General features: G+C 60.6%; 12 protein-coding genes and 1 tRNA gene. 7 read left to right on the top strand and 6 right to left on the bottom strand.

Features of this window, described 5'->3' with window-relative positions:
* The first annotated feature begins 11 nt into the window (after positions 1-11).
* From ACSQ87_RS16330 to ACSQ87_RS16320, 3 genes are read left to right on the top strand one after another with little or no spacing between them, the layout of a single operon-like run.
* Positions 12-1,382, top strand: a complete 1,371-nt coding sequence (locus ACSQ87_RS16330; RefSeq protein ID WP_223431001.1) for a cbb3-type cytochrome c oxidase subunit I — start codon at positions 12-14, stop codon at positions 1,380-1,382.
* Positions 1,382-2,197, top strand: a complete 816-nt coding sequence (locus tag ACSQ87_RS16325; protein WP_223431002.1) for a CbbQ/NirQ/NorQ/GpvN family protein — start codon at positions 1,382-1,384, stop codon at positions 2,195-2,197. The genes ACSQ87_RS16330 and ACSQ87_RS16325 overlap by 1 nt, the downstream gene beginning before the upstream one ends.
* The gene (locus tag ACSQ87_RS16320; protein WP_223431003.1) at positions 2,198-4,219 is read left to right on the top strand and encodes a nitric oxide reductase activation protein NorD; all 2,022 of its coding nucleotides are present in this window, start codon (positions 2,198-2,200) and stop codon (positions 4,217-4,219) included.
* Between the two features lie 92 nt (positions 4,220-4,311).
* Here the strand turns inward: ACSQ87_RS16320 and phaP are convergent, their stop codons facing one another.
* Positions 4,312-4,881, bottom strand: a complete 570-nt coding sequence (phaP, locus tag ACSQ87_RS16315) for a TIGR01841 family phasin (RefSeq protein WP_134421887.1) — start codon at positions 4,879-4,881, stop codon at positions 4,312-4,314.
* A gap of 255 nt (positions 4,882-5,136) precedes the next feature.
* Here phaP and ACSQ87_RS16310 point away from each other — a divergent pair, with 255 nt between their 5' ends.
* A complete protein-coding gene (locus ACSQ87_RS16310) occupies positions 5,137-7,602 on the top strand; it encodes a DUF3141 domain-containing protein (protein WP_436273803.1) in 2,466 nt (821 codons plus the stop codon).
* A gap of 49 nt (positions 7,603-7,651) precedes the next feature.
* On the opposite strand, the gene ACSQ87_RS16305 is transcribed toward ACSQ87_RS16310, so the two are convergent.
* The gene (locus tag ACSQ87_RS16305) at positions 7,652-8,563 is read right to left on the bottom strand and encodes an AraC family transcriptional regulator (RefSeq protein ID WP_263288577.1); all 912 of its coding nucleotides are present in this window, start codon (positions 8,561-8,563) and stop codon (positions 7,652-7,654) included.
* Positions 8,564-8,914: 351 nt separating this feature from the next.
* On the opposite strand from ACSQ87_RS16305, the gene phbB reads away from it, so the two are divergent.
* From phbB to phaC, 3 genes are all read left to right on the top strand, one after another.
* On the top strand, positions 8,915-9,661 hold the full coding sequence (gene phbB / locus ACSQ87_RS16300; RefSeq protein WP_046049835.1) for an acetoacetyl-CoA reductase: 747 nt from the start codon (positions 8,915-8,917) through the stop codon (positions 9,659-9,661).
* A gap of 57 nt (positions 9,662-9,718) precedes the next feature.
* A complete protein-coding gene (locus tag ACSQ87_RS16295; RefSeq protein ID WP_223431006.1) occupies positions 9,719-10,897 on the top strand; it encodes an acetyl-CoA C-acetyltransferase in 1,179 nt (392 codons plus the stop codon).
* A 95-nt stretch (positions 10,898-10,992) separates the two neighbouring features.
* Complete coding sequence (gene phaC / locus ACSQ87_RS16290; protein ID WP_223431007.1) at positions 10,993-12,696, top strand: class I poly(R)-hydroxyalkanoic acid synthase; 1,704 nt, start codon at positions 10,993-10,995, stop codon at positions 12,694-12,696.
* A 280-nt stretch (positions 12,697-12,976) separates the two neighbouring features.
* Here phaC and ACSQ87_RS16285 read toward each other — a convergent pair.
* The 4 genes from ACSQ87_RS16285 to fdhE form a co-directional block, all read right to left on the bottom strand.
* A tRNA-Sec gene (locus tag ACSQ87_RS16285) sits at positions 12,977-13,072 on the bottom strand.
* A 6-nt stretch (positions 13,073-13,078) separates the two neighbouring features.
* Positions 13,079-14,986, bottom strand: a complete 1,908-nt coding sequence (gene selB / locus ACSQ87_RS16280) for a selenocysteine-specific translation elongation factor (RefSeq protein WP_223431009.1) — start codon at positions 14,984-14,986, stop codon at positions 13,079-13,081.
* Positions 14,983-16,407, bottom strand: a complete 1,425-nt coding sequence (selA, locus tag ACSQ87_RS16275) for an L-seryl-tRNA(Sec) selenium transferase (RefSeq protein WP_223431010.1) — start codon at positions 16,405-16,407, stop codon at positions 14,983-14,985. The genes selB and selA overlap by 4 nt, the downstream gene beginning before the upstream one ends.
* An 89-nt stretch (positions 16,408-16,496) precedes the next feature.
* Entirely contained in the window at positions 16,497-17,423 is a 927-nt protein-coding gene (gene fdhE, locus ACSQ87_RS16270; protein ID WP_223431011.1) for a formate dehydrogenase accessory protein FdhE, read from the bottom strand.
* Positions 17,424-17,426: the final 3 nt, after the last annotated feature.

Genomic DNA, 17,426 nt, shown 5'->3' with positions numbered 1-17,426 from the left:
AGGGGATGACCATGCGCTACAGATCTCAATCCGTCGCCTACTGGTATTTCGCCGTTGCCATGGTGCTGTTCGGCCTGCAACTGGTCTTCGGCCTGCTCTCGGCGGCCAAATACCTCGGGCCGGATCCGCTGCTGAACCTCTTGCCATTCGATGTCACCAAGTCCATTCACACCAACCTGTTGATCGTCTGGGTGCTCACCGGGTTCATGGGCGCGACCTACTGGATGGTGCCGGACGAATCCCGTGGCGAGCTGCACAGCACCAAACTGGCCTACATCCAGCTCGGCTTGTGGACGGCCATGGGCGTCACCGCCGTTCTTGGCTACCTGTTCGGTTATGGCACCGGGAACAAGCTGCTTGAACAGCCGCTGCCCCACAAGATCGTGATCGTGATTTGCATGCTGATGTTCCTCTACAACATCGGCATGACGATCAAGAAGGCCGGGCGCTTCACCGCCACCGAGGGCGTCCTGCTGCTGGGTCTGGCCAGCGCCGCCGTACTCTTTCTGCCGGCGCTGCTGCATTATGAAAATTACGTGGTGTCGATCTATTACCGCTGGTGGACGATCCACCTGTGGGTCGAAGGTGTTTGGGAGATGATCCAGGGCGGCTTCCTTGCCTATCTGCTGATCCGGCTGTCCGGTGCTGACCGCGAGGTGATGGAGAAGTGGCTGTACGTCATCGTCGGCCTGGTATTCATTGCGGGCATTCTGGGCACCGCACACCATTATTACTGGATCGGCGTTCCTCATTACTGGCTGCCACTGGGCGGTTTTTTCAGTGCACTTGAGCCGATGGCGCTGATCGGCATGGCGATCTATGCCTACAACGCGATGCGCCGCTCCGGTCTGTCTCACCCCAACAAACTGGCCTTGCACTGGACCTTGGGCAGTGCGGTGTTCACCATGTTCGGCGCCGGTCTGCTGGGGTTGGCTCACACCTTCCCCGACGTCAACAAGTGGACCCACGGCACCCTGATTACCGCCATGCATGGCCACGCGGCCTTCTATGGCGCCTACGCCATGATTGTCCTGGCGATGATCACCTATGCGCTGCCCGGCATGACCCGTCGTCCGGTGGAGGAAAGCAGTATCGGTTACTGGGCGTTCTGGCTGCAGTTGGGGGGAATGTTCGGCATGACCCTGTCATTTGCCACGGCGGGCATTGGTCAGGTGTACCTGGAGCGCATTCTCGGCCTGGGCTACCTGGACGTGCAGCTGAAGATTCAGGTGCACTTCCTGATGCTGGTGGCGACGGCGTCGATGTTCAGCCTGGGTGCCGGGCTGTTCATCTTCGAATTTTTCCGCCATGCGCCGGACTTCAATGTCGATGAAGCCGATCCGGTCCTGGCCACACCTCATGCCTCAGGCGCGGCGTTGTGATGGAACGTTCGCTGATGCACGCCGAACCCGCAGCGCTGCAAGCTGAACCCTATTACCAGCCCAGCGGCGACGAGGTGGCGATTTTCGAGCAATGCCATGCGCAGCAACTGGCCGTCATGCTCAAAGGACCCACCGGTTGTGGCAAGACCCGTTTTGTCGAACACATGGCCTGGCGTCTAAAACGCCCGCTGATCACCATTTCCTGCCATGACGATCTGAGTAGCAGCGACCTGGTCGGGCGTTTCCTGATCGGTCACCAGGGCACCCATTGGACGGAAGGCCCGCTGACCCGAGCCGTGCGCGAAGGCGCTATCTGTTACCTGGACGAGGTGGTCGAAGCGCGGCAAGACACGATTGTCGTCCTGCACCCGCTGACCGACCACCGACGGATTCTGCCGCTGGACAAAATCGGCGAAGTACTCGAAGCCTCGCCACACTTTCAACTGGTGGTGTCCTATAACCCCGGCTACCAACGCATTCTCAAGGATTTGAAACCGAGTACCCGCCAGCGCTTTGTGGCGCTGGATTTTGACTTCCCGCCGGCCGAGCGCGAAATCGCCATCGTCATCCATGAGGGTGGCACCGACTACGCCACCGCGCACGCCCTGGTCACCCTCGCCCAACGGCTACGCGCCTTGCAGGACCGGGGCTTGGCGGAAGTCCCCAGTACCCGTCTGCTGATTGCCACGGCACGGCTGATTTCCCGCGGCATTGCGGCGCCCATCGCTTGTCGGGTCGCGTTGATCTCGCCACTGTCCGATGACGCGGTGTTGGTCGCCGCTATGCGCGACCTCGTCGACCTGACGTTTATCTAAATGGCCGAAGCCGAGGACCTCATCACCGACGTCGCACGCCACGCTACGGTGTATGCGCAGACGTTGTGGCGTCGTCACCGGGCACCCTCGGACAACGCAAAAGTCGTCACCCTCGGGGATGTCGCACAACACCTCGATTTAATGATCAAAGCGCTGTTCAACACCCACTATTCGCTGCGCGTTGCGCAACCACCCTCGCCCCCCACGTTCCTGAAAACGCTTTTGCTGCGTCACGAAAAGCCGTGTCGGCAAAGTGCCGTCCCGGCGACCGATGGCGTGACTATATGGCTACCGGAGGACTTGGGCAGCGATGATGGCTCGCTCATGCTGCAACGTTATAGAACCCTGGTCTTGCAACAGGCGATGCGCGCCCAACGAGGCAGTGCCAGCACCCTGTCAACCCTCGACAACCCGATGCAGCGCAGTGTCTATCTGCTTCTGGAAGCCTGGGCTGCCGATACGGATTTGGTGCGACTGTTGCCGGGGTTGGCGCCCTCGATCCATGGTTTGCGCCGACATGCCCTGGCCACTCGCCCGCCGCTTCACGCCTTTCCCCATCATCGACACCCCCTGGAAAACTTCCTTCGTTTACTGCTGAGCAGCGAATGCGGCACACCTCTGGAAGGGTTGGAGATACCCGCCAAAACGGCCGACTCGGTGCACCAGTCAAAAATCCTTGCGCAACGTTTCCTGTCCATCGACGAACCGCACAGGCTGGGCGCTCATCTGTTGCTGCTTGATGCCTGGACCGGCGATCTGCGCGAACCGTCGGTGGACCAGAACGTGTCGTCCCTGCCCGGCGAAATCGACACCGCCGATACCCTGCCCCGCAGCGCCCGCCTCGTACGTCAGCCCGCTGTGCGCGAAGCCTGTGCCGACGAGGACGATGATCAGGAACAAGGCCTGTGGATGGTGCAGCCCGCCGAACCGCTGGAAAAGGCCGAAGATCCCATGGGGATGCAGCGCCCTGCCGACCGGGATACCGACACACCGGCAGCAGATTTCGCCGAGTCATTGTCCGAGCTCAACGAAGCCCGACTGGTGATCACGGCAGGTCGCCCGAAAGAAGTGCTGCTGTCCGACGACCCGCCACAGACCCGCGCTCAGCGCGGTGTACAGGATCTCGCCAACAACGCAGTGAGCTACCCCGAATGGGATTACCGCCGCCAGGCCTACCGTGATCCGGGTGCGACCCTGCAACTGTGTTGCGCCCTGGAAGGCCCGCAGCAGTGGGTCGAGCGAACCCTCGACGCTCACCGTCTGGTGCTCGATGCCATTCGCCGGCAATTCGAAAGTCTGCGGGCCCAACGCGTCAGGCTGCGCAAACAATGGGAGGGCGACGATATCGATCTGGAGGCGTATATCGACGGTTGCGCCGAGGCCCGCGCCGGCCTGAGCATGCCGCAGGCGCTGTATCAGACCCAGCGCCGTGGCCGGCGCGACATGGCGATCATGTTGCTGATCGACGTCAGCGGCTCCACTGACAGCTGGCTGTCCTGCCACCGCAGGGTCATTGATGTCGAGCGCGAGGCGTTGCTGCTGGTCTGTCTGGCGCTGGAGAGCCTGGGCGAGCCTTATAGCGTGCTGGCGTTTTCCGGCGAAGGGCCACAGCGGGTCATGATCCGCACCCTGAAAGCATTCGATGAGCGCTACAGCGATGAAGTCGGTCGGCGCATTGCCGCCCTCGAACCGGAACGCTATACCCGGGCCGGTGCCGCCCTGCGCCACGCCAGCACATTGCTGATGCGCGAAGCCGCCACGCACCGTCTCTTGTTACTGCTCTCCGACGGCAAGCCGAACGATGTTGATCAGTACGAAGGCCGCTATGGTGTGGAAGACATGCGTCAGGCCGTGACTGAAGCCAAGCTCCAAGGCATCTATCCCTTCTGTTTGACCATCGACCGCCAGGCGGCGAATTACCTGCCAGCGGTATTCGGCTCGCGGCAATACGCCTTGCTGCACAGACCAGAACTGTTACCCAATGTGCTACTGGACTGGATTAGACGACTGGTATCAGCGTGAACCAGAGCCGCGCCGCCAAGGTTTTTCGCGGCACAAAAAAATGGCGACGGGGAATGAACCCATCGCCATTGGTGCCGCTGACTTGAAGTGACTTACTTGTTACCGCTGGTAGCCTTGGCGCTTGCTTCCGGGGCCGCTTTGGTGGCCGCGGCAGTCGCTGCGTCAAAACTGCTCTGAGCCACATCGGCAGCCTGTTTTACGGCTTTCTGTGCGCTTTCGAACACAGTACCGGCATTCGCAAGGCTCGATTTGAACGCTGCCACAACAGGCTCGGAACCGGCCGGTGCATTCTTGCTGATGGCTTCAACGAACTCTTGCACCTGTTGGGTGCCAGCCTCGACCTGACTCGACGTCAGTTTGGCGATATCAGACTGAGTACCGACGATCAGCGCTTGAACCTGACGATTGAACTCGGCGAGACGTTCGGTCTGCGCGCTCGGCTGGGTGAAAGAAGCCTGCAGCTCGGCGAAACCTTGTGGATCACGGACGGCCAGCAGCTTGCGAACACCTTCGAAGTGCTCTTCGGTGGAGTCGCGCAGGGCCTTGAACTGCAACTGGCTGAGCTGTTCAACGCTGGCGAAGACTTTGCCGCTGATTTGCTGCAAAAGATCGAGATTGGCTTTCTGAGCGGTTTGCAGTTTTTCCGAATTGAAAAAAGACATGCTTGAATCTCCTGGTACTGGAAGGCCCTGATGGACCTGAGGACGCGATAGCGATCCGGCCAGACATCGCGTTAGCCTTGATATTGCAGTGCACAAAACCATTTGGCAACGTCTATTTTTGTGCAGTGCAAAATATACTTTGCTCATGCCCTCCCTATTCGCTATAAACTCCAGTCTGTCGAACGGCCAGCCTAGCCTTCTTTAACTAAAGGGTTCAGATGCGCAGGTTCCCATGCACAGCGTCAGGAGATCACGATGGGTCAGGAAGTTAATATTGCGCCGCAAGATGAAAAGCTCTCCGAACCCGCCGGCTTGTTCGAGCACCTCAATCATCTGCAACGCCTCAATACCCGTAACGTCCTCGACGCCGTGCAGAAGCGCCAGGCAAAAACCTTCGCGCCTTTAAGCCTTGGGCAACTCCGACAGCCAACGCCCGCGGACTGGCAGGAATACTTCACGGACCTTGGCCAACGCAGCGTGTTGTTCTGGGACACCTTGCGTCAGCGCGGCGACAACACCCTGGCCCACGAACGCGCCGGGTATCCGCTGCTGCTCAAGTTCAATCATGAAACGCTGGTCGCCGGTGAAGACCTGCCCCGCCCGGTCAATTACTCGCTGTTGCAAGTCCTTGGCGGTCCCGGACAACAGATCGATAGCAAAAAACAGCCGGTGATCATCATCGACCCCCGCGGCGGTCACGGCTCGGGCATCGGCGGTTTCAAACAGGATTCGGTCATCGGCGAAAGCCTGAGAGCTGGCCACCCCACCTACTTCGTCTCCTTCAGTCACTCGCCACGCCCTGGGCAAACCCTTGCCGATATCACAGAAGCCCAAGCGAAGTTCATCGAGGTCGTCAGCGCCCGACACCCCGACAGCACCAAACCCGTGGTGATCGGCAACTGCCAGGCGGGCTGGGCGTTAATGGGGCTCGCGGCCACCCGTCCGGAGCTGCCGGGGCTGATCATCGTCAATGGTGCGCCGTTGTCGTACTGGGCCGGCGTCAATGGCCGCAATCCGATGCGCTACACCGGCGGTTTGCTGGGCGGTGGCTGGATGGCGCGCTTCGGTAGCGACCTCGGTAATGATCGTTTCGACGGCACCTGGCTGGTGAGCAATTTCGAAAACCTGGACCCGGCCAACACCTGGTGGGGCAAGTACTATCACCTGTTCAGCAAAGTCGACAGCGAGGCCGCACGCTTTCTGGATTTCGAACGCTGGTGGGGCAGCCCGACCCTGCTCAATGGCGAAGAGATCGAGATGATTGTCGACGACCTGTTCATCGGCAATCGGCTGTCCGGTGGCCTCGGTCGCAAGAGCAGCGGGCTTGACCTCAAGCTGATCGAAGTGCCGGTGGTGGTGTTCTGCTCGTATGGCGACAACATCACCTCCCCGCAGCAGGCACTGGACTGGATCACCGACGTCTATCCCAGCGATCTCGCGTTGCAAAATGCCGGACGCACCATCGTTTACCTGCGACACGCGAGCATCGGGCATCTGGGCATCTTCGTGTCCGGTGAAGTGGCGCGGCGTGAGCACCGTGAATTGCTCGGTGCGGTCGATGCGATCAACGCGCTGTCAGCCGGGCTGTATGAAATGCTGATCGAAGACCTGCCGGAGCATTCGGCGACGCCGTATGCCGTGCGTTTCGAACGCCGGCGTATCGCCGACATCCATGGCCAGGTGCAGCCGCCCCGTGATGACGATCGCGAATTTGCGCTGGTCCAGCGCGCGTCCGCCATCAACAACAGTGTGTATGACGAATTCATACGCCCGTGGTTGCGCCAGCTGATCAACGAACCGAGCGCCGAAATGCTGCGCCGGGCGCATCCTTTCCATCAGCAACAAGTGGCCTGGAGCAGTTTGAACCCGGCGCTCTGGTGGCTGGCTGGCAGTGCCGCTCAAGTGAGCAAGGATCGTCACCCCGCCAGCCAGGCCAACCCGTTGCTGGTCTGGCAGGAACTGTTTTCCAACCAGGTGCAGGACGCCTTGAACGGCTATCGGGATCTGCGCGATGCGGCTCAGGAAATGTGTTTCTACGGCGTGTATGGCGTACTCAACAGCCTCACCGGCAATGCACCCGGGCGAAATCTTCAGGAACATGCCGAGCAGCACGACAAGCTCCTGATCGAGCGCTTGCAGGATGCCCTGCCCCTTGGCGGCCTGATGGAAGCCTTGATACGGATCCTGTTCCTGCTGGGCCGCGACAGCGACGAGCCGGGCAAGGAAAGCGTCGAAAAATTGATCCTGCAAATGCAGGTACTGCTCCAGGACTACAGTGCCGAGCCGCTTGATTTGCGCGAAACCCTGCGCCTGCAAAAACTGCTGGTCGCCACCCACCCGCAAGAAAGCCTGCACAGCCTGCCCTTGATGCTTGCCGAGGTCGAAGAACGCCAACAAGTGCTGGCGGCCGTCGCCAATTTGCTGCCGGAACTGCTGGCCAGCGGCGCAGACAACCTCTTCTGGCGTGAGCTGCACACGCTGCTTGACGTGCCGCTACCAGGTTTTAGCCTGACCCAACCACCCGGTGCAGCCGATGCCATCGAAGAGAAAGTCCCGGCGATAACCCCTGAGCAGATCAAGCAAATCACCCCGGTGGAAATTCCCGAGCCAATCAAACAGAAAACCCCCGCAGTAACCCCAGACCCCGTCGCCAAGGTTGCGAGCCCAGTGCGCAAACCTGCCAAGGGCAAGAAAGGCGTGAAAAAACCTCCGGTGAAATAACGTTTAACGCTGGGGAACACCGCGTCACACCGGCGCGGCGTCCTCGATTTCAATCGGCCCGATACTTTCCGGGTGTCATGCCAAACCAGCGGCTACAGGCTTTGTTGAAACTGCTGTGGTCATGAAAACCAAGGAGATACGCCACATGCTTCATGTTGAAGCGAGAATTGCGCAGGTAGAAATCGGCCAATTGCCGGCGCACGGAATTCTGCACGTCCTTGAATTGTGTCCCGTCTTTTTCCAGGGTGCGTTGCAGCGTTCGCTTGCTGATGTTCAATGCGGCCGCAATCGACTCCATATCGCACGGCCCCTGGCCCTGACTCAAGCGCTTGGTAATCAGTGCCCGAATTCTGCCGACGATGGTGTAGCCAAACAGCGAAACCAATTGAGCTTCGGCAAAACTGTCATGCAGTACCGCCAGTTCTTCGTTAGCCATACTCAGCGGACGCAGAAGCTCCTGCCCGTCAAACAGGATGCTGTCATAGGCAGTCCCAAAACGCAGGTCGCAGCCAAACAGCCTTTGATGCTCGGACGTGTCTTCAGGTTCGGGATAGGCGAACTCCACACTCAACGGTTGCGGTAAGTTGCCTCCCGCCAGCCAACGGCAAAAACCCAGCAATGAAGCCATGCCTGCATCCGAGTACTGCCGGGGTTTGACCGATCCCTTTTGCTGATGATCAAGCGCCGCCAATCGAAAATGCTGTTGCTCCGGCACAAAGAAGAGGCTGAATCCGGTGCTGATCAAAGGGCTGAAACGCACCAGGCGTTCAAGTGCTTTTTTCAGATTCAAACTGGACATCATGGTGTAGCCGACGATCTGAAGGTTTCCGGGATGGAAGTTTCCATAGGCCTTCAAACCGATGTCTGGATCGCCAGCGGCCTGGGCTCCCAGCTCCCATAGCCGATAAATAGCCCCTCGTTCGCAGTACGCTCCCGGGTTGTTAACGGTCTCCATGTCCATCCCTGCCTCCCGACACAGACTGGCAACATCCAGCCCTTGTGCCGAGAGCGTATTCACCAGCACGCTGGCATAACCTGAACTGATTCTATACATGACGTCCTCAATGACCTGTGGAGCCGAACATCCTGTCCGGAGCCATGACTACTCTGCGTTGAATCGAATACTAACTGACCAATAAGTCTGGAATATTGATCCCAGTATAGGCACTCGTCATTTTTTGCCAGTGGTCCGAAAAAATCTGCATGGCACCGTTGGACACCAGACCGTCACCTCTCAACACTTCCGCACACCTCGTCTATGCCGAACAATCCTCCCCATCTTGCAGCGCAAAATACAAAAGGAAGAAAGTGTATGAAGTCACTTGGTCGTATTGCGTTGGTAACGGGTGGTATGGGTGGGATTGGCACTGCGATAAGCCAACGCCTGTACAAGGAAGGATTCAAGGTCATCGTGGGCTGCAGCTCAGATTCCTCCCGCAAGAAAGAATGGATGGCGAGCCAACTGGAGGCGGGTTATCAATTCGAATGCATCTATGGCGACATCACCGATTGGGAATCAACGCGCAAAGCGTTCGAGATGGCACGCGAGCAATTCGGCCCGATCGATGTCTTGGTCAACAACGCCGGCATCACACGTGATGCGTCCTTTCGCAAACTGACGCCCGAAGACTGGAATGCGGTCATCGGCACCAACCTGAGCGGTTTGTTCAACACCACCAAACAGGTGATTGAAGGGATGTTGGCCAAGGGTTGGGGACGAGTCATCAACATCTCCTCGATCAACGGTCAGCGCGGCCAGTTCGGCCAGACCAACTACAGCGCGGCCAAGGCCGGCATCCATGGCTTCACCATGGCCCTGGCCCGGGAAGTGTCCGGCAAGGGCGTGACCGTCAACACCGTTTCCCCAGGCTACATCCAGACCAGTATGACCGCGGCCATCCGCCCGGACATTCTCGACACCATGATCGCGGCCACACCAGTCGGGCGTCTCGGACAACCTGAAGAAATCGCCTCCATCGTGGCCTGGCTGGCTTCCGATGAATCGGCCTATAGCACCGGAGCCGACTTCTCGGTCAACGGCGGCATGAACATGCAGTAGACCTGTCAGGGCATGGATGCCCTGCTTGCACTCGACAAAATCTTAATGAGGTCACGCATGAACGAAGTCGTAATCGTTGCCGCTACTCGTACCGCCATTGGCAGTTTTCAAGGTGCCTTGTCCGCGATTCCAGCCACCGAGCTGGGTGCGGCGGTCATTCGCCGTTTGCTGGAAGAGACCGGTCTGGACGGCTCGCAGATCGATGAAGTGATCCTCGGCCAGGTACTCACCGCGGGCTCGGGACAAAACCCGGCACGCCAGGCGGCAATCAAGGCCGGCCTGCCCCATACCACCCCTGCCCTGACCCTGAACAAGGTCTGCGGCTCGGGCCTCAAGGCTGTCCAGCTGGCGGTCCAGGCCATCCGTTGCGGCGACGCCGAACTTATCATTGCCGGCGGCCAGGAAAACATGAGCCTGGCGCCGTATGTGTTGCCCAAGGCCCGCACCGGTCTGCGTCTGGGCCATGCGCAACTGCAAGACAGCGTGATTCAGGACGGTTTGTGGGACGCCTTCAACGACTACCACATGGGCATCACCGCCGAGAACCTGGCAGAGAAGTACAGCCTCAGTCGCGAAGACCAGGACGCTTTCGCTGCGGCCTCGCAACAGAAAGCCGCTGCTGCCATCGAAGCGGGCTACTTCAAGCGTGAAATCACCCCGATCCTGATCCCTCAGCGCAAGGGTGAGCCGCTGGTCTTCGACACCGATGAACAGCCGCGTCCGGACAGCACGCTGCAGGCATTGGGCAACCTCAAACCCGCATTCCAGAAAAACGGCAGCGTGACCGCCGGTAACTCGTCGACCCTCAACGACGGCGCCGCCGTACTGTTGCTGGCCAGCGCCGCCAAGGCCCAGGCCCTCGGCTTGCCGGTTCTGGCACGCATCAAGGCTTACGCCAGCGCTGGCGTCGACCCGTCGATCATGGGCATCGGCCCGGTGCCAGCCACCCGTTTGGCCTTGACCAAAGCCGGCTGGAGCCTGGACGACCTCGACCTGATCGAAGCCAATGAAGCGTTCGCCGCGCAATCACTGGCCGTCGGCAAGGAACTGGGTTGGGACACCAGCAAGGTCAACGTCAATGGCGGCGCGATTGCCCTGGGTCATCCGATCGGCGCGTCGGGCGCGCGGATTCTGGTGTCGCTGTTGCACGAGTTGATTCGTCGCGACGGCAAAAAAGGCCTGGCCACGCTGTGCATCGGTGGCGGCCAGGGCGTCAGCCTGGTCATCGAGCGCTAGAAACACAGGAGTGTTTGCTTAAGTTGCTGACGCGGCGCCGAAGTCCGGCGCCGCGGTTTTTTCGGCCCGGTTTACTGATGTGGGCAAGGAGCTCCATGGACAATAACTCGCATACCTTCAACACCTTCTGGTCAGGCCAGGTTCCGTTCATTGCCTCCTTTGCAGTGCAACAATTACGTCTCTGGGTCAGCACCAATCCGTGGTTTACCGGCCAGGCATACAACGAGTGGTTTGACCTGCCGCGCGGCACCCTGGACAGCCTTCAATCGGACTACCAGCAGCAATGGGGCGAACTCGGCCAGCAATTGCTGACCGGTCAGCCATTCAGCTTCGACGATCGGCGTTTTGCCAGCGGCAACTGGAGCCAGCCACTGTTCGGCTCCCTCGCAGCGTTTTACCTGCTCAACGCAGAGTTTCTGCTGAAGCTGCTGAACAAATTAGCGATCCCGGACAAAAAGCCGCGCCAACGCCTGCTCTATCTGGTGGAACAAGCCATTGCCGCCGGGGCGCCGAGTAACTTTCTGGCCAGTAACCCCGATGCGCTGCAACGTGTCGTCGAGACCCAGGGCAGCAGCCTCCTCACAGGCATGTTGCACCTGGCCAGCGACCTGCAAGAAGGCAAGATGCGCCAGTGCGACGCTGGTGCATTCAAAGTCGGTGTCGATCTGGCCAACACCCCCGGCGAAGTGGTGTTCGAGAACGAACTCTTCCAGCTCATCCAGTATTACCCGCAAAGCGAAACCCAGTACCGGCGCCCGGTGTTTGTCGTGCCGCCGTCGATCAACAAGTACTACATTCTCGACCTGCGCCCGGACAACTCGATGGTTGCCCATCTGTTGAAACAAGGGCACCCGGTGTTCCTGATGTCGTGGCGCAACTTCGACCAGGAACATGCCGGCACCACCTGGGATGACCTGATCGAAACCGGCATCATCAAAGGCCTGCAAGTGACCCGCGAAATCAGCGGCGAGCAGCGGCCCAATTGCGTCGGCTTCTGCATCGGCGGCACCTTGCTGAGTTCGGCGCTGGCCGTACTGGCGGCGCGCGGCGACCGCGAGATTGGCAGCGTGAGCCTGTTGACCACCTTCCTCGACTACCTAGATACCGGCCCCATCGACATCTTCGTCGACGAACAATTGGTGGCCTACCGCGAGCGCACCATCGGAGGCCTGAACGGCCCCATCGGCCTGTTCAAGGGCGAGGACATGGGCAATACCTTCTCGCTGTTGCGCCCCAACGACTTGTGGTGGAACTACAACGTCGACAAATATCTCAAGGGCCAGAAACCGATTCCCCTCGACCTGCTGTTCTGGAACAACGACAGCACCAACCTCCCGGGCCCGATGTACTGCTGGTATTTGCGCCACACCTATCTGCAGAACGACCTGAAATCCGGTGAGCTGGACTGTTGCGGGGTCAAGCTGGACCTGCGCGCCATCGATGCTCCGGCGTACATCCTCGCCACCCATGACGATCACATCGTGCCGTGGAGAAGCGCTTACGCCAGCACCGAGTTGCTCTCCGGGACCAAGCGTTTTGTGCTGGGCGCATCAGGGCATATCGCCGGAGTGATCAACCCGCCGGCCAAGGAAAAACGCCATTACTGGACCAACAACCGGGTCACCAAAAACCCGGAAACCTGGTTCAAGAACGCCCAGCAACATTCCGGTAGCTGGTGGAATGACTGGTTCATCTGGCTGGCTGAACAGTCTGGCGAACGCCAGCCCTCGGTACTGCATACCGGTAACGCGCAATACCCGGCGATCGAGTCGGCGCCGGGGCGTTACGTAATGCAGTGATCGACAACCCCGCGCGGCGGCTGGCTCTGTAGCAGCTGTCGAGCCTGCGAGGCTGCGTCCGGCTGCGCAGCAGCCGTAAGGTCAGTCAATGCGGTGCGTCAGACTCATCGCGTACTCAGGGTTTACGACTGCTTCGCAGCCGAACGCAGCCTCGCAGGCTCGACAGCTGCTACAGCGTCGAACGGGGCGGTCCCCTCCCCACATAGGATCGTGACTACTCAGATGGGGCGAGTCGATCCAGTGCTCGGTTCACCACCAACTCGACCAGCATGATTGAAAATGGCGGAAGGCAGCCGGAGTCGAACCTGCCCGGGAACGGATGCCGTCCCCAACCGGGTTTGAAGCCCGGCCGCGCCACCGGGCGCGATTGCCTTCCTTGAAGTCAGTGGTCGGTGCGTTGGGCCAAGGCATTGTCGAGGCGGATATGGCGCTTGTCGCCAAACCGTCGCGTCAGGCCGATCCGGTCGAAATATTCGAGAATCTGGATGCTGCGCTTGCGACCCAGGCCCACTGCATCACGAAACACCGTGACCTGAATCACCGGGTTTTGCGCGGCCAGTTGCACAAGCATAGCCGCCAATCGGCGGATCATCGTGTCGGTGTAGAACAGGTCACGGACGACTTGATGCACCAATCCCAACCTCGCCATTTTGCACAGCAGCAAGCGCACGGCCGCCTCGTCATGGTCAAGGTCGCGCACCCACGGCGGATCAAAACCAGCCTGTTCGAACAACGGTTGCAAGTGTTGCCACAGGGCTTCGTCGTCTTCGCTTAAACGCACCTGATGATCGGGCAAATGCAGCCATGGCCCGCTGGCGGCAATGGCACCGCTGGCGAGTAATTCGTCGAGCAGACTGATGAACGTCGGACGGTCCAGCGCTGTACCGGTGAACCGTCGGAGGCGATCCCGGTCCGGGCCCATTTGATCCGGTTCCAGTTGATGAAAGCGTGCGAGGTGTTCCAGCAATGGCACTTTCAGCGCTTCCCAACGGGCTGCACTGAACAGCAACGGACCTTGGCGGGTGTCGATCAGGCGCACGTGATCGGGCAAAACCCAGGTGTTGCGGGGACGGTTGAACTGACGTTCCAGACGCTGGGGATCGAGCCCGGTGTCGCTGTTGGCCAACAACGCCGGCAGGCTGTCTTCCAACTCTTTGCGTGTGGCGAGGGCGTGTAGCTGCGCCAACCGTTCGGGGCTTCGGCGTTGTCGGGTCGGTGCAAACGGGTCGAGCACCCGCGCGCCGCCGAGGGTGCGTTGGGCGCTTTGGTCACGCAGGATCAACGGATCGCCCTTGACGGCCTGCACCGGCGTATTCAGCAGCAGTTGCGCGAACATCCGTTCACCCGGCGCCAGGCGGGTGCCTTCCAGCAACGCCACCCGCCCGGTCACGTCCTGAGTCCCCACGTGAACGTGTACTGGCTGAAAGTGCTCGAAGGCCTTGGGCTCGCTGACTAACAATTGCAGGTCGACATCCACTCGCTGGGTCGGCGCGTACAGCCACTCGGCCAGCAACCAGTGACCGCGGTGAATCTGTTCCAGGGCTAAGCGTTCGGCACTCAGGTTCAACGCCACTCGCTGTCCGGCCATTGCGACTTCGGCGGCCCGATTCTGTGCATGCAGGCCGCGCACACGCACGGGTTTGCCCTGCGGGCCGAGCATCAGCGTATCGCCCACCGCCACCACGCCGGACAACGCAGTACCTGTCACCACGATACCGACGCCGGCCACGCTGAAGGCACGATCGATCGCCAGGCGAAAACCGCCGGTGGTGCTGCGTTGAACGACTTCACGCTGCGCCTTGAGCAAGGCTTGTCGCAAGGTCTCGATGCCCTCCCCGGTCACACTCGACAGCGCAATCTGCGGCGCGGTTGCATAAGGCCCAGGGGCCAGCAATGCCTGGATCTGTTCGCGAACGGCTTGCACTCTGGACGGTTCGACGCGGTCGCATTTGCTGATTGCCACCAGCGCCCGAGGGATTCCCAGCAGTTCAACGATGGCCAGGTGTTCGCGGGTCTGCGGCATGACGCCGTCGTCGGCCGCGACCACCAGCAACACCAGATCAATGCCCTGAGCCCCCGCCAGCATGTTGTGGGTGAAGCGCTCATGACCGGGCACATCGATAAAACCGGTCAGGGGCGCTTGCGGTTCCAGCGCCGCATAAAGGTAGCCGAGGTCGATGGTCATGCCGCGCTGACGCTCTTCCCTACGACGATCGCCGACCTGGCCGGTCAGGACCTGGAGCAAGGCGGTCTTGCCGTGGTCGATGTGCCCTGCGGTGCCGACGATCACTCTATGGCTCCTGCAATTTGATCGAGCTGCGCCAGCCACGCCGGTTCATCGTCCAGTTGCCGCAGATCCAGCCACAACGCATCGTCATCAATGCGCCCGAGCACCGGAATCGGCAATGCACGCAGGGCCGCCTCCAGATCGTGCAGCCGCCGTCCGCAAAGACGTTTGGACGCGTGCGGTCGCAGGCATAAAGCCGCACTCGGCAAGCGCGCCACCGGTTGGCTGCCGCTGCCGATCATGCCCAGCGCCGGTACTGCGCTGACGCTCCAGTTGTCGCCCAAGATTCTGGCCAGTGAGGGTTGCAAGCGCTCAGCCTGGGCGAGGATGTCCGCCTGGGGTCGGGTCAGCAGGCGCAAACTCGGCAGCCGCTCGGCCAATCGATCAGGATCGCGGTACAGGCCCAACACCGCTTCGAGGGCGGCCAGGGTCAGTTTGTCGACCCGCAAGGCGCGCTTGAGTGGATTTTTCTTGATCTTCGCGATCAGGTCTTTGCGGCCGACAATCAACCCGGCCTGGGGGCCACCCAGTAGTTTGTCGCCGCTGAAGGTGACGATGTCCGCACCATCGATCAGCGCCTGGCGCACGGTCGGCTCGGCGGGCAAACCCCAGCGCGTCAGGTCCAGCAGGCTGCCGCTGCCGAGGTCTTCAAGCAACGGCAAGCCGTGTTGATGCGCGAGTTGCGCCAACTCGGCGGTCGGCACCCGCGCGGTGAAGCCTTCGATGCTGTAGTTGCTCGCATGGACGCGCATCACCAAACCGCTGCGTGGGCCGATGGCTGCTTCGTAATCTCGGGCATGGGTGCGATTGGTGGTGCCGACTTCGTGGAGCCTGACCCCGGCTCTGGCCATGATGTCGGGAATGCGGAAGGCGCCACCGATTTCGATCAGTTCGCCCCGGGAAATGATGCCTTCCTTGCGCGCGCCCAGGCTGTTGAGCGTCAGCAATACGGCGGCGGCGTTGTTGTTGACCACCGTCACCGCCTCGGCGCCGGTCAGCTCGCGGATCAGGCCTTCGATCAGGTCATCACGGTCGCCGCGCTTGCCGCTGTGCAGGTTGAATTCCAGATTGAGCGGGTAGCGTGCCGCGAGTTGCACGGCGTCGATGGCTTCCTCCGGCAACAACGCTCGCCCCAGATTGGTGTGCAGCACCGTGCCGGTGAGATTGAACACCCGGCGCACATTGCTGCGATGCTGAGTGGCCAAGCGTTCACCCGCCCTGCCCGCCAACGCTTCAGGCGCGATTTCAATGGCGTCGAGTTGCCCTGAAAGCACCGGTTCACGCAAGTCATCCAGCAATTGGCGCAAATTGGCCAGCAACGCGTCACGCCCATAACGCTTGGCCAGCGGCTGGCAGGCGGGATGGCGCAACAGACTGTCGATGGAAGGCAGCCGCAGAGCCTGGCTGGCGGATCTGGAAGACATCAGGCGCTCCCGCAAACGTTGACCGTAGCGCCTGAGTGTAGCCGCTGAGTTTAAAGGGAGAGCTCAAAGGGGTAGCTTAAAGGGGTAGCTCAGCCACCTCCGGGTGCCAGCAGAAGGTTAGGCGCCGGACGCTGGTAGCCTTCCTGTTCCAGACGCATGTCCAGCAGCAGGCTGGTCAGGTCGGTCGAGAGCGCTTCGGCCTCGGCGTCGTTTTCCAGGTAAAGCAGTTTCAAGTAGCTGTGGCAGCTGGGGCAGACCTCCGCGCGTGTCGGTGCCTGATTGGCGGCGTGGCGGTCGTCATCGAGGCTGACGTATTCAAGGCCTTTGCTTTGTTCGCAATACACGCATTTGACCCGCACCACATGCCATTCGCAGGCACACAGCGAGCACACCAGATACCGCAAGCCGTTGTACTTGCCGCGATGGCGAATCACGCCGGCCATGGCCGGCGAACCGCAGGCCGGGCATTGGCTGAGACTGTCGCCGGGCTTCAGCGCAAGGTCCGGCGTGCTCAGCAACCAATGACTCCAGGCCACCTGCAACGCTGCGCCGAGGAACGGCACCAGCTCCGCCGGCAGCATTGAATACTGGCCGCTGACCAAGGCAATCGCCCAGGCTTTGAGCAGCCCGGGGTTAGCACTGCGCAAACTCGCCACGGCGTTTTCTACCGCCGTTTGTGGCGGTGGCTGATAGCGTTGCAACAAGGCTTCGAGATACGGCAACCAAACGTTTTCGCGCACCAGACTGTCGGCGGCGAACGGTGGCAAGCCATGTTCCACGCATACCCGAAGACGTTCGGGATCGGGCATGGCGGCCACAGGCGGATCGTCCATCAATTTCTGCTGAGCGTGGCACAGCCCCGCGATCAAGCGCAGATAGTCCGCCATGGGATTCCCATCTACCAGACGCTCCAGCCGCAGCGCGCGCAAAGTGAACAGGTTGTTCGGTGGCAGGTACAGAAACGGCGGTGAACTCGCCGCCGCTTCTATCTGCCCAGGCTCGAGGATCGTGGCCAAGGG

It is taken from the genome of Pseudomonas sp. LjRoot277 (genome assembly GCF_964253845.1).
In the GTDB taxonomy this organism is placed as follows: Bacteria; Pseudomonadota; Gammaproteobacteria; order Pseudomonadales; family Pseudomonadaceae; genus Aquipseudomonas.
The sequence above is the reverse complement of the archived record's forward strand: the minus strand, read 5'-3'. Positions and strand labels throughout refer to the sequence as shown.

Excerpts from the sequence above, each read along its gene's own strand:
- ACSQ87_RS16330 (WP_223431001.1), top strand. The coding sequence starts at position 12 with ATGCGCTACAGATCTCAATCCGTCGCCTACTGGTATTTCGCCGTTGCC.
- ACSQ87_RS16325 (WP_223431002.1), top strand. The coding sequence starts at position 1,382 with ATGGAACGTTCGCTGATGCACGCCGAACCCGCAGCGCTGCAAGCTGAA.
- ACSQ87_RS16305 (WP_263288577.1), bottom strand. The coding sequence starts at position 8,563 with ATGGACATGGAGACCGTTAACAACCCGGGAGCGTACTGCGAACGAGGG.
- phaC (WP_223431007.1), top strand. The coding sequence starts at position 10,993 with ATGGACAATAACTCGCATACCTTCAACACCTTCTGGTCAGGCCAGGTT.
- ACSQ87_RS16295 (WP_223431006.1), top strand. The coding sequence starts at position 9,719 with ATGAACGAAGTCGTAATCGTTGCCGCTACTCGTACCGCCATTGGCAGT.
- ACSQ87_RS16310 (WP_436273803.1), top strand. The coding sequence starts at position 5,137 with ATGGGTCAGGAAGTTAATATTGCGCCGCAAGATGAAAAGCTCTCCGAA.
- selA (WP_223431010.1), bottom strand. The coding sequence starts at position 16,407 with ATGTCTTCCAGATCCGCCAGCCAGGCTCTGCGGCTGCCTTCCATCGAC.
- phaP (WP_134421887.1), bottom strand. The coding sequence starts at position 4,881 with ATGTCTTTTTTCAATTCGGAAAAACTGCAAACCGCTCAGAAAGCCAAT.
- ACSQ87_RS16320 (WP_223431003.1), top strand. The coding sequence starts at position 2,198 with ATGGCCGAAGCCGAGGACCTCATCACCGACGTCGCACGCCACGCTACG.
- phbB (WP_046049835.1), top strand. The coding sequence starts at position 8,915 with ATGAAGTCACTTGGTCGTATTGCGTTGGTAACGGGTGGTATGGGTGGG.